The organism is Morganella morganii H1r (assembly GCF_000633515.1).
GTDB classification, from domain to species: Bacteria; Pseudomonadota; Gammaproteobacteria; order Enterobacterales; family Enterobacteriaceae; genus Morganella; species Morganella morganii_B.
Genome location: NZ_AYMP01000001.1, coordinates 15,029 through 28,193 on the forward strand (window position 1 = coordinate 15,029; position 13,165 = coordinate 28,193).

10 protein-coding genes and 1 tRNA gene are annotated in these 13,165 nt (G+C 52.6%); 2 read left to right on the plus strand and 9 right to left on the minus strand.

The annotated features are described in order from the left end of the window. Window positions 1-2 precede the first annotated feature (2 nt). The gene (locus U868_RS0100090; protein WP_025151506.1) at window positions 3-1,031 is read left to right on the plus strand and encodes a serine hydrolase domain-containing protein; all 1,029 of its coding nucleotides are present in this window, start codon (window positions 3-5) and stop codon (window positions 1,029-1,031) included. 55 nt (window positions 1,032-1,086) lie between these two features. Here U868_RS0100090 and U868_RS0100095 read toward each other — a convergent pair whose 3' ends face one another. From U868_RS0100095 to U868_RS0100135, 9 genes are all read right to left on the minus strand, one after another. Then, window positions 1,087-2,754 carry a M16 family metallopeptidase gene (locus U868_RS0100095; RefSeq protein ID WP_025151507.1) on the minus strand — a complete coding sequence of 556 codons (1,668 nt, stop codon included), beginning with the start codon at window positions 2,752-2,754 and terminating at the stop codon, window positions 1,087-1,089. Between the two features lie 163 nt (window positions 2,755-2,917). Then, window positions 2,918-3,625: a hypothetical protein gene (locus U868_RS0100100; RefSeq protein ID WP_025151508.1), complete on the minus strand. Its 708-nt coding sequence runs from the start codon at window positions 3,623-3,625 to the stop codon at window positions 2,918-2,920. A 190-nt stretch (window positions 3,626-3,815) separates the two neighbouring features. Beyond that, the gene (gene dppF, locus U868_RS0100105) at window positions 3,816-4,814 is read right to left on the minus strand and encodes a dipeptide ABC transporter ATP-binding subunit DppF (protein ID WP_240182632.1); all 999 of its coding nucleotides are present in this window, start codon (window positions 4,812-4,814) and stop codon (window positions 3,816-3,818) included. After that, window positions 4,807-5,790 (minus strand): dipeptide ABC transporter ATP-binding protein, encoded by a 984-nt coding sequence (gene dppD / locus U868_RS0100110; protein WP_004236546.1) that lies wholly within the window; start codon window positions 5,788-5,790, stop codon window positions 4,807-4,809. The genes dppF and dppD overlap by 8 nt, the downstream gene beginning before the upstream one ends. 10 nt (window positions 5,791-5,800) lie before the next feature. After that, complete coding sequence (dppC, locus tag U868_RS0100115; RefSeq protein ID WP_004236547.1) at window positions 5,801-6,703, minus strand: dipeptide ABC transporter permease DppC; 903 nt, start codon at window positions 6,701-6,703, stop codon at window positions 5,801-5,803. Between the two features lie 12 nt (window positions 6,704-6,715). Continuing rightward, window positions 6,716-7,735, minus strand: a complete 1,020-nt coding sequence (gene dppB / locus U868_RS0100120; RefSeq protein ID WP_015422405.1) for a dipeptide ABC transporter permease DppB — start codon at window positions 7,733-7,735, stop codon at window positions 6,716-6,718. A 200-nt stretch (window positions 7,736-7,935) separates the two neighbouring features. Beyond that, a complete protein-coding gene (gene dppA / locus U868_RS0100125) occupies window positions 7,936-9,549 on the minus strand; it encodes a dipeptide ABC transporter periplasmic-binding protein DppA (protein WP_025151510.1) in 1,614 nt (537 codons plus the stop codon). Window positions 9,550-9,987: 438 nt separating this feature from the next. Continuing rightward, window positions 9,988-11,535: a ShlB/FhaC/HecB family hemolysin secretion/activation protein gene (locus U868_RS0100130; protein WP_025151511.1), complete on the minus strand. Its 1,548-nt coding sequence runs from the start codon at window positions 11,533-11,535 to the stop codon at window positions 9,988-9,990. 162 nt (window positions 11,536-11,697) lie between these two features. Next, window positions 11,698-11,774, minus strand: a tRNA-Pro gene (locus U868_RS0100135). 267 nt (window positions 11,775-12,041) lie between these two features. Between U868_RS0100135 and U868_RS0100145 the strand changes: the two genes are divergently transcribed. Next, complete coding sequence (locus U868_RS0100145; RefSeq protein ID WP_025151512.1) at window positions 12,042-13,133, plus strand: filamentous hemagglutinin N-terminal domain-containing protein; 1,092 nt, start codon at window positions 12,042-12,044, stop codon at window positions 13,131-13,133. The last annotated feature ends 32 nt before the right edge of the window (window positions 13,134-13,165 follow it).

The following is a 13,165-nucleotide window of genomic DNA, read 5'->3' on the forward strand; positions in this document are numbered from 1 at the left end:
CGATGCCCGCGCCGAATTTGTCTGCCCTGCTGCAGGATGTTCAGCCGGCAGGTTTTGCCACAGCGTTCTCTTTCACCGGTGAAGGGTGTGATCTGCCGGACGGTGCCGCACACGGCGGCCTGAGCAGAAGCGACAGTACACCGGTTACCCCGGATACCCCGGTGCGGATCGCCAGTAATACCAAGACGTTCACTGCGGCGGCAGTGCTGCGCCTGTATGAACAGCAGAAACTCAGCCTCAGTTCTCCGGTCGCGCCGCTGCTCTCCCCGCAGTATGTCCGCCGGCTGACAGAGGCAGGTTATGACCTGAATGCCATCACGGTGCAGCATCTGCTCAGTCACAGCAGCGGGCTGTATGATCATGCCGATGAGAATTATATCCGTGATGTACTCGCGGACCCGGGCCATCTCTGGACACGGGATGAACAGATCCGCCTGTATGTCCGCCGGGGCTATCCGCTGATGAAACCGGGCCTCTGTTACTTCTATTCCGATACCGGATACCTGCTGCTGGGCGATATCATTGAACGGGTCACGCAACTGCCGCTGGCACAGGCGGTCCGGCAATTGCTGCGCTTTAATGCCCCGGGTATGGAATCCGCTTACTGGGAGCTGGAAGAGCCGGTACCGGCGGGTCTTCCGCCCCGGGCGCATCAGTATCTCGGTAATATTGACGGGGATACAATCAGCCCGACGATGGATCTCTGGGGCGGTGGCGGGCTGATTATGTCGGTAAACGCCCTGGCGGTGTTTATGGCGAATCTGTTTGAGGGCCGTATTTTTGATAAGCCGGAGACCCTTGAAACCATGCTGCAACCGGGCAGCCATGACGGCGCGGAAGCGTACCGTTGCGGTGTGATGGTGACAGTGCGGGACGGGCAGACGCTCTGGTATCACCCCGGATTCTGGGGAACTGCCGCCTATTATCACCCGCAGAAAAAAATTGCGGCGGCAGGATTTGTGAATAACCGCGATACCCGGCCGTGGCTGATGAATCTGCTGGAAAGCAGCTTGTGTCAGGACGATGACTAACCATTAAAAAAGGGTATCTTTCAGATACCCTTTTATGTCATACCGTTACCCAAAATCAGGCACTGACACCGTCGGTGTTATTATCTGCCGCCGGTGGTTCGCTGTTACCGTTTTGTCCGCCTTTTTTATCCGGTACCGGTGCTGCCGGTTTCACGTCCTGTGACGGCTCTGCGGCTTCCTGGGTTGCCGCAGGGGCTTTGGCCTGCTCTGCGGCGGCTTTTTCTGCCGCTGCTTTTTCAGCGGCCGCTTTCTCCGCAGATTCCGCATCTGCCGCCCGTTTCTCTGCCGCAGCAACCGCTTTCTCCGGGTGCATTATCTTATCGAACTGCGCACGCAGCTGATCCACATTCATTTCTGTCTCACCTTTCGGCTGAGTAAAGAAGAATGCGGTATCCTGCTCTAAAATCGCATGAATTTCTGCGTTCAGCACATCCGGTGTCAGGTTGTTCAGGAATGCCTGACGCAGACGCTGGTACTGCTCCGGCGGAATATCAATGATATTACTTTGCTGGGACATCAGACGCTGGTTGATCAGGATATCGGTGGTGGTACGGGCATAGATAGCAAACAGCTGCTGAAGCTGAGCCTGTTTCATGGCAATCAGGGCATCAAAGTTCTCAGCGGAAATCCCTTTTTCTTTCAGCACAGCCAGTTCACCGGCCAGCTCAGAGACAATCACCGGCATTTTTTCATTCGGTGCCCGCAGACTGAGCATACAGCTGGCGCGCTGATACTGCATCCGGCAATCCATATTCATTGCCATGAATTTTTCATTTTTCTTGCCGATGCCCTGCTGTAATGCACCGAAAAGGGCTTCACGGGCGAGATCATTTAACCAGTAGCGGTTCAGTGCATCCGAATCTTTGACGGAAGACCAGTTCAGATCCCAGACCAGCGCCAGCATATCGTCTTTCTGATTTTCATTCACCGCATGAACTGAGCGCGGTTTCATCGGCGGCAGAGTGGCAACACTGACCGGTGTCTGGCGTTTACCTTCCTGGGAACCGAACGCTTTACTGATGGCGTCTTCCAGCGCACGTTTATCAACCGGGCCGGCAACATACAGTGTTGCCATATCCGGCGTATACCAGCGCTGATAGAAACTGTTCAGTGCCTCAACATCAATTTTGCCCGCAGGCGGCGGCACCGGATCAAACCCCTGGAGGGTCGTGCCTTTTATCCGGGCACGCCAGATAGGATCATTGATATCCGGCGGATAGGTGGCGATCGGAGAGTCCGGCGCAGCCAGCGCAGCCGCAACGGTTTCCTGATTAAAAATGCCATGACCTGAGACATCCGCCATCCAGCTCAGTGCCGCTTTCAGCACCTCCGGATTATTATTCGGCAGGCTCAGGTTATAGAGTGTGAAATCATAGGAAACAATGGCCGGCGGCAGCGGCATATCCGGGCTTATCCCGTTACGCAGCAGGTTCGATAACTGCTGTGTGTTCAGGCTCTGGCTGTTGAACATCACCACTTTCGGGATGAGATAAGCAAACCCTTTTTCAGCCGGTTTTTCCATCATGGAACCGGTCTGAACAGAAAGGCGCATCTGTATGCGGTCATTCGGGCGCTGCGGAGTCTGAAGCAGCTGCCAGCTGAATCCGTTTGCCAGTTTACCCTGCTGCCATGCCGGGTCCGGCTGTAATGCTTCTGCGTGTAACTGAGATGTGACGGCAATCAGGACGCCACCGAGTAAAACACGTAAATAAGAGCGTTGCATGCTGACCTCTTTTAATATGAATCCCTGGTATGCCTTCTTCTGAGGTTTACCACTGATGCCGGAAATACTGTTCTGTCAGACGATACGTACAGGCAAAAACTGACCGGCTTCCGGGACGTCCTTTGATTCGTCCGGATTTAGACAGCAAACTGCCCGGGAAGTTTTATGATGACTCCGGTTTGTGTTTGTTCAGCTGGTTCCGGTAACCCTTCGCCAGCAGGCCGAGTTCATCATCCTCATGATAAGCTGAACAACTGAGCTGCTCAGCAGGCTCATCACTGTTCAGCTCACAGGCCATTTTACGCAGCGGCCGCACGATCAGACGGTTGATACACCAACTTATCGCGATCACCAGTACCAGCGCCAGTAACAGATAACTGGTCACTATCAGTGCCGCGACATTCATCGCGAAGCGGTATATGCGGTTATCATCCACCTGAAGAATGAGATAGCCCTGCGGGGGTTTTCCGGTATGTGCCACGCCATAGGCGTACAGCGGAACTTTAATCTCAACCGGGATCCCGAAAATCATTTTTGCTGTGCCGGGAATAGGGCGGTGTGTGGCAAAATCCAGGCTTATCACCTGAACATTTTCCGGCGTCATCACAATCGCGCGTCCTAAAATCCCGCTGGCCCGCAATGTCATCAGCGTCGATTTTATCGCGTTTAAGTCCGATCCTAACAAGGCATCTGCCAGCGGTTTCCTGACCTGTACTGACGAATTATAAAGCTGATTGATGTAATCATCTTTCCGCTGTTGTATCAGATGTGATAACAGAAGCGTCATAAAAAGTGCGATCGTCACCAAAGTCACCGCAGCGACAACTGACATCTGTTTGATAGTCAGTGACTTTCTGACTTTTACACGCATATTTCACGCCTTTCGTTACAATTCAGTTATCGCATCTTTCGCCATACGCCGTGATTATACGTCATCATTGTGCTTTGTGCTGATCTAATCTCACACGTCAGACAGGAAAAAGCGATAACGGAGCGCTCCATTATCGCTGTTTGTCTTCTGTTAAAATATGTTTCTCTGCCATCTGCAGTAAAACAGAATGTTATGCGGAAATTTTCGCCTCTTCTTCTCTGTCCACCGCAAAGCAGGCAATCAGCTGCCCGCCGTAGGATTTAAGCTCCGGCCGGAACTGCGTACAAGTGCCGAATGCATGACGGCAGCGGGCGGCAAACGCACATCCCGGCGGCGGATTCAGCGGGCTCGGCAGCTCGCCGGTCAGTTTTATCCGCTCGCGGCGCTGTGCCGGATTCAGCCTCGGTGTCGCAGAGAGCAGAGCCTGTGTGTAAGGATGGCGCGGATTCTCAAAAATCTGCGCTTTGGTACCTTTTTCCACACAACGCCCCAGATACATCACCATCACATCATCCGCGATATGTTCCACCACCGATAAATCATGGGAAATAAACACATACGACAGCCCCAGCTCATCCTGGAGATCCATCATCAGGTTCAGTACCTGAGCGCGGACGGACACATCCAGTGCGGATACCGGCTCATCGGCAATCACCACATCCGGATCCAGCATCAGCCCCCTGGCAATGGCAATACGCTGGCGCTGACCACCGGAAAACATATGCGGATAACGGCTGTAATGCTCGGTTTTCAGGCCGACTTTCGCCATCATAGCCAGCACTTTCTCTTTGCGCTCTGCCGCACTGAGGGACGTATTGATAATCAGCGGCTCTTCCAGTATCTGCCCGACTTTTTTACGCGGATTGAGTGATCCATACGGGTTCTGAAACACAATCTGGATTTTCTGCCGCCGCAGTTTCTCCGCATGTTTATCCGCCACCAGCAGATCCTGCCCCTGATAAAACAGCTCTCCGCCGGTCGGTTTTTCAATCATGGTCAGCAGACGGCCAAGGGTTGATTTTCCGCAGCCGGACTCCCCGACCACCGCCAGGGTTTTCCCGCGGTTCAGATCAAAGGATACGCCGTCGAGGGCTTTCACCATCCGCTCCGGCGAGAAAAAGCCTTTCTTCACCGGATAATATTTTTTCAGATCACTGACATGTAACAGCGGCTGTGTGGTTTCACTCATGGCCCGGTCTCCCTTCATCATCCAGCGGGGTATGACATTTCACCTGACGCGCCCCGACAGTACGCAGTTCCGGTTCCGTGCTGCGGCATAAATCCGTGGCATACGGGCAGCGCGGGTTCAGCAGACAGCCCTCAGGCCGGTCATATTTACCGGGCACAACCCCCGGCAGTGATGCCAGACGGCTCTTGTTACCGGCAAATTCCGGCAGCGCCCGTAACAGTGCCTGAGTATACGGATGACGCGGTGCGCGGAAGATATCCGACGCCTTACCGGACTCCGCCACCTGCCCCGCATACATCACAATAATGTGGTGAGCGGCTTCCGCCACCAGCGCGAGATCATGAGTGATCAGCACCAGCGCCATGTTTTCCTGCTGCTGTAACTCGAGCAGCAACTCAATGATCTGCGCCTGAATGGTCACATCCAGTGCCGTTGTCGGCTCATCAGCAATCAGTAACTTCGGACGGCAGGCAATCGCCATTGCGATCATCACCCGCTGGCTCATTCCGCCGGATAACTGGTGCGGATAGACATCCAGCCGCGATTTCGGATCCGGAATACCAACCAGTGTCAGCAGATCGATAGTCCGCTGTAACCGGGTTTTCCGGTTGCCGCCCTGGTGAACTTTCAGGGCTTCCATAATCTGATATCCCACGGTATAGCAGGGATTCAGGCTGGTCATCGGATCCTGGAAAATCATTGCCACATCCGCGCCCACCAGCTCGCGCCGCTCTTTTTCTGAGATGGTCAGCAGATGGCGGCCGTCAAACTCAAGGTTATCCGCCATCACCCGGCCCGGGAAATCAATCAGCCCCATAATCGCCAGCGAACTGACGGATTTACCGGAGCCGGATTCCCCGACAATCCCGAGCACTTCCCCTTCCTCAACCTGATAGCTGATCCGGTCAACGGCGCGGAATGGCATCTCTTTTTCACCGAAGTGAACAGATAATTTATCAACTGTTAATAACGCCATGTCTGCACCTCTACTGCTTAAGCTTAGGATCAAGGGCATCACGCAATCCGTCGCCCATCAGGTTAAACGCCAGTACCGTCAGTAAAATCGCCAGACCCGGGAAAGTCACCACCCACCACGCGCTCTGCGTAAACTGTAAAACATCGGACAGCATGGTTCCCCACTCCGGTGTCGGCGGCTGTGCGCCCATCCCGAGGAAACCTAATGCCGCCATGTCCAGGATAGCGTTGGAGAAACCCAGAGATGCCTGCACAATCAGCGGCGCCAGGCAGTTCGGCAGAATATTGACAAACATCTGGCGCACCGGGCCTGCGCCCGCCACCGCAGACGCGGTCACATAGTCGCGGCTCACTTCCGTCAGCACCGCCGCGCGGGTCAGACGGATATAGTGCGGCAGTGCCACGAAAGTCAGCGCCAGCGAGGCGTTAACAATCGACGGGCCGAAAATCGCCACCAGCACCAGTGCCAGCAGCAGGCTCGGCAGTGCCAGCATAATATCGACGATACGCATAATCAGGGCATCCACCCAGCCGCCGAAATACCCGGCAGCGAGGCCAATCACCACACCCAGCAGCAGCGACAGCGCTACCACCAGACAACCGACCAGCAGTGAAAGCCGGGCGCCGTACATCAGGCGCGACAGAATATCGCGGCCGATATCATCAGTACCGAGAATAAACTGCCATGAGCCGCCTTCCTGCCAGACCGGCGGCTGTAATAAATGATCACGGAACTGCTCATCCGGCAGATGCGGGGCGAGCAGCGGGGCAAAAACGGCGATCAGCAGCATCAGCAGGATATAGATCAGGCCGATCAGCGCGCCTTTGTTGCGCCGGAAGTAGTGCCAGAATTCGCGCAGCGGGGAAAGCGGCTCAGGCGCGCGGGTCACGGTAGTATTTGTCGTCTCAGACATTGTGCGCTCCTGTTATTTTTTATGACGGATCCGCGGGTTAACGACGCCGTAGAGTAAATCCACGCACAGGTTAACCAGGATAATCAGAATGGCGATCAGCAGAACGCCGCCCTGCACCACCGGATAGTCGCGGCGCTGAAGAGCATCAATCAGCCAGCGGCCGATACCGGGCCAGGAAAAAATCGTTTCGGTCAGAATCGCACCGGCCAGCATCACGCCGACCTGTAAACCGATCACTGTGACCACCGGCAGCAGCGCGTTGCGCAGTGCATGCACCACAATCACGCGGATGCGGCTCAGTCCTTTGGCGCGGGCGGTACGGATATAATCCTCACCCAGCACTTCCAGCATTGCCGAGCGGGTCATACGGACAATCACCGCCAGCGGGATGGTACCAAGCACAATGGACGGCAGAATAAGATGCATCACCGCATCATGAAAATCGCCGTCCTCACCCCAGATCAGGGTATCAATCAGCATAAATCCGGTCAGCGGCTGACTGTCATCGAGGAACACACTGTCCGATAACCGCCCCGACACCGGTGTCAGATCGAGATTCACCGACACCAGCATGATCAGCATGATGCCCCACCAGAAAATCGGCATGGAATAGCCGGTCAGGGAGACCCCGATAGCGGTGTGATCAAAGATCGACCCGCGTTTGACGGCAGCCAGCACCCCGACCGGGATCCCGACAGAAATGGCAAAAATCATGGCGCAGGCAGCGAGTTCCAGCGTGGCTTTAAAGCGGGGGACAAACTCTTCCCACACCGGCTGGCGGCTCTTCAGAGAGAGGCCGAGGTCACCGTGCAGGACACCATTGATATAATGAAGGTACTGTTTCCAGTAAGGCTGATCCAGCCCCAGGGCCGCCATCAGCTGGGCGTGGCGTTCAGGGGAAATTCCCCGCTCACCCGCCATGATAGTGACCGGATCGCCCGGGATCAGATGAACAAATATAAACGTCAGTAATGTAATACCGATAAATGTCGGTATTACCATCCCGACACGCCGGAGGATAAATTGCAGCATATCCCTGTTTCTCTTGTAATGGCCGCTGACAGCGCTCTGGTCATAAGACCGGACGAAAGGGAGGACTTTCCCTTTATACTCACACGATGAATAATATTGTTTTAGTTATGTGTTCTGCGTCGTCCGTGCAATGCGGTTCGATACAGGGTTGCCGCCCCCCGGAGGAGGCGGCAGACCGGTAACACTCATTTCCGGTTTACTTATTTTTCAACAGAAACATTGTCAAAGTGGTGTTTACCCAGCGGATCCACCACATAGCCTTTCACTTCTTTGCGCACCGGCTCAAACACTGTTGAGTGCGCAACGATCAGTGCAGGCGCCTGCTCTTTCATCACCACCTGAGCCTGCTCATACAGCTTGGCGCGCTCTTTCGGGTCAGCCGTGGTACGTGCCGGCTGAATGATGTTTTCAAAGGACTGATCACACCATTTCGAGTAGTTAGAGCCCTGCTCTTTGGCCGCACAGCTGAAGAGTGTGGCGAAGAAGTTATCCGGATCCCCGTTGTCACCGGTCCAGCCCATCATGACGGTCTGAGGCTCACCCGCTTTCGCGCGCTTGAGGTACTCACCCCACTCATAGGTCACAATTTTGGCTTTCACACCGACTTTCGCCCAGTCTGCCTGGATCATTTCAGCCATACGGCGGGCGTTCGGGTTATACGGACGCTGAACCGGCATCGCCCACAGGTCGATTTCAAAGCCGTTTTCCATACCTGCTTCTTTCAGCAGCGCTTTGGCTTTTTCCGGATCATACGGATAGTCTTCGATGCTGTTGTTGTAGCCCCACATGGTCGGCGGGATCAGGTTTTTCGCTTTCTGGCCTGCGCCCTGATACACCGCATCAATGATGGCATCTTTATTTACCGCCATATTCAGCGCCTGACGCACTTTGACGTTATCCAGCGGTTTTTTCGTGACGTTATAGGATAGATAGCCGACGTTCAGGCCCGGCTGCTCTTTCAGGACAATGTTTTTATCCGCACGCATACGCTCCAGATCTGCCGGGTTCGGGTACGGCATCACCTGACATTCGTTTTTCTGCAGTTTGGCGTAACGGACAGAGGCATCCGGGGTGATGGAGAAGACCAGGCGGTCAATTTTCGGTTTGCCGTTCCAGTAATCGTCATTGGCTTTATACAGGATACGGGAATCTTTCTGATACTGCTGTAACACAAACGGCCCGGTACCGATCGGGTTCAGGTCGACTTTCTCCGGTGTACCGGCTTTCAGCATCTGATCCGCATATTCGGCGGAAAGAACGGAGGCGAAGTCCATTCCGAGGTTTGCGAGGAATGGTGCTTCAGAGCGGCTCAGCTGAAAACGGACGGTGTTATCATCAACTTTCTCAACTTTGTCGATGATTTTATCCATATCCATGCCGCTGAAATATTCATAACTGCCGCCGGACACTTTGTGATACGGGTTATCCGGGTTTTTCTGGCGGTCGAAGGTAAAGACCACGTCATCCGCATTGAAATCACGGGTCGGTTTGAAATCCTTGCTGCTGTGGAATTTCACCCCTTTGCGCAGATGGAACGTATAGGTTTTTCCGTCTTCGCTCACATCCCAGGATTCCGCCAGGCCCGGCTCCAGCTCTGTGGTACCGGCCTTAAACTCCACCAGCCGGTTATACAGCGGCACGGAGCTGGCATCATAAGTGGTTCCCGAGGTGAACAGCTGCGGGTTAAACCCTTCCGGTGATCCCTCAGAACAAAAAACCAGCGTTCCCGCCGCATTGACGCTTGCAGACACCGCCAGGGCAACCAGTGTAATGCCCAGCTTCGCTAATCCTGTCTTACGTTTGGCGCTTCTCATCATCATTATCTCCGCCTGTCGTTGAATGTCGTGTTTGCTCTGTCGTCCGGCAGTGCCGGACCACAAATTTCAGTTTGTTTATTATTTTCTGACACTTCACTAAATCAACTGTCACAGAGGCAGTCAATACTATTGACTATGGGCGATGACTACACATAAAACACACAAATCAAACGTTTTGATAACAAAAACAGCTAAAATGTTTGAGCGGGTACGCAACTGAGCATTTATTCAGCTGCCGGATAAAACGTTCACAGAATAAACAGCTGATAAAAATTATCCGGATTTTGTGACTGAATGCTTAATTACTGCGCGATTATTTTGTCTGATATCACTGTCACAGTGTTTTCCGTTGCACATTTTGCCACGATTGCCGCTGTAATCCGCCTCCTGCCTGATATACAGCAGAACTATCACGTACTGAAATCAAACTGCGCCTCAGTAACTGACACTGACAGAAAATCCGCCCACCGGCGAAAAGGCCCGTACACGCTCCGCTTCTTTCAGCGGCAGACCGGCAAAGACCTGGTAGCTCAGTACGTTGTAAACACCTTTAATCCCGGTTTCGGTACCAGCCAGGCCATGAGACCGGCCTCCCCCGGAAATGGCCACACCAGGCAGTGCAGCGTCAGCAGCCAGATACAGGTTATGTCCCGGTAATACCTGTTGCCAGACCACCTCATTGCGGCTGATAAACCCCCGCGCGGCGCTTATACTGTGGGAAAACGGATAACCGCGCACCGAATAACGGCCACTCAGGGATTCATAATCCATCTCGTCCGCTTTATCGGCATTAATAAAACCACGCATAACACCTTCATAATAAAACGGCTGGCCGGCCAGACGGAACGGCACTGTCACCGTTGTTTCTGCCATCAGCTGCCGCGTCGGTTTCAGCTTTTTTTCTGTTACCGGCAGCGCACCAAAGCGGTTCAGTGAATGCTTATACTGCACCTGATACTGAAAGGTAAAATCCGGCAGATACCAGCGGTGATTCAGCCCGGCATTCCAGTAAACAGAACGGCGCTCCGGCAATATCAGCGGTGAATGCCCGAGTGTGACATGCCGGGTCAGTGCAGAAATACCGCTGCTGAGGGTGATATCATGCGCCGGGGTCAGAAGCAGCTTACGACCGAGGCTCAAATCCAGCGTCTTACTGCGGGTGAAATAGTCCAGTGATCCCCGGTACACCGGGTATTGCTGCTTCTGCTCACTGTAACTGCCGCCGGCGGTAAACTCCCAGTGCCGGAAAGGGAGCCGGTACTGACCATAAATATATTTCACCCCGGCAGAATGATCACGATTCATATCCCGCAGGGTATAAATAAACAGGCGATCATACAGTTGCAACGGATTCTCAATACTGAGCCGGTTGCTTATCTGCCTGCTGCCGGTTGACGGGCTGCCATGATTATTGATTTCCAGTGAGCCGCTGATGCTGCGTTTTTTCTGCCGGGCAATGGTGATAACACTGTTGCCCGGGTTCTGCGGATCTGGCTCAACCTCAGCCCGGGTGACCAGTCCCGGCAGCTGATTCAGATGAGTCATTCCCAGTTCAGTATCGCGGATATTCAGTTGCCCGTCCGCCCGCTGCGGGAAAATCAGATTCAGGCCGAAATGTGTATCCCCGCCCTCTTTATCGCGGTAGCCGCTCAGATAACCGGGCAGATAGTGAAGGGTCAGTGTGCCGTCACTGACATTCTGCGGCGGCACACTGATTTGCGCCGTGATAAAACCGGCCTGATGCACCGCTGATTCCAGTGCCATCACCGCCTCCGCCATCTGTTCTGATGTCAGGCAGCGCCCGGTGATGTTTTTTTTAAATTCATCCGCCAAATAAGATGGCTCGATTAATTCACGCTGCTTAATTACCACCTCTGACAGTATGGCGCAGGAGGCCGGAGAAACCGCTGAAGAAGTGTACGGGCTGCCCCATGCACAGCCGGAAACCGCCATCACAGCAGCAACGAGTGTTTTTTTTATCATGTATCCGTCCGTCTGATGAAATCCTTTCAGCGGGCAGTTAAACGGATAACAGAAAACAGCGATATCAAAAAAGCGGCAGAATTTTTGAAAGTAACAGAGAGGAAAAACGGCAGACGCTGAAAAGCAAAAAACCCTGCTGTAAAAGCAGGGTTTTTCTTAAAATGGTCGGCGAGATAGGATTCGAACCTACGACCCACTGGTCCCAAACCAGTTGCGCTACCAAGCTGCGCTACTCGCCGAAAGCGGGATGGATATTACTGCCGGAAAGGCTAAACGTCAAGAGCGGAAACCGGAATTTTTTGTTTTTCGCCCCATTATTTTTATTTCGCCGGTTTATCAGCCAAATTTCTGTTTTTCATCCGCTTATTAGTAAATGGTATGTTTTTTATTTGCTATCAGAATGCTGAAAACTGACAAAAAATAACCACTCTGCTCATATCTCCTGTCAGCGATTTTATTTATTCTGCCCGTGGATTTTATACCTCAACAACAACCAGGGAGTGGTTATGCCAAAAATAGTAAAGCTTTCCGTTATCAGTAGTGCCCTTTTACTCGCTCAGTTCGCCTCTGCTGCGGATATTACCGTGAATCCTGCGTCTTCGGCATCAACTCAGGTCGTCCGTCAGGGAAACAACACAACCATCAATATCGCCCCGGCAAATACACACGGTGTTTCTTATAATGCCTACGATCAGTTTAATGTTGATAATCATGGTGTGGTATTTAATAACCGTGAAGCCGGTGCAGTGACCATTATTAACGAAGTGCTTTCAACTGAAAAATCACGCCTGAGCGGTAATATGCATGTGGACGGCCAAAAAGCCCATCTGATTATTGCTAACCCGAACGGTATTGCCTGTAACGGATGCAGTGTGACCGGTGTGAACAGTTTAAGTCTGGCTGCCGGTAATGTCAGCATGACGCCGGACGGACAATTTTCCGGTTACCGGAATATCAGCGGAAAAGTCCGTATGCTGAATACCGCAGAACAACATTTTGCTGATACCGATAAACTCATATTAGTTGCCGCAGCTATTGATATTAAAAACAGTCAGCTGAAAACCAAAAATCTGGCAACGTATATCGGACATTATGATCTGGCAAAAACAAACAGTGGTCTTCGTGATTTGGAAATAATCAATCCGGATTACTCTTTGGAAAACAGAAAAAATACCAATAACTTTCTGAATATAAAAGCAAACAGTCATATCAAAGCAGATAACATGTATATCCATTCTGCTGCCGCGCAAATACGGAATGCAGGACAGGTAACCATCGGGCCTGAATTACAGCTGACTGACCCGGAAAAAACACCGATGTACGGCCATAACCAGCTGACAATGGATCTGTATCATTCCGGATTTGAAAATAAATCATCCGGTAAAATAAATACATTACTGATGAATACCATTATGAGTAACAGCAGCATTGAAAATAATGGCCGGATGAAAACAAATTACCTTAATCCGAAAAGCCCGATCAGTGATTTCACCCTGGTTTTTGACGGTACCAATTATATCGGCGGAAAAGAGGATATTGAGCTGAATAAAATGGATATCCGGAAAACTGAAGGCGCATCATTACTGCCGTTTAAGTAAAAAATAAAGCCCGGTCAGACCGGGCTTTAGAT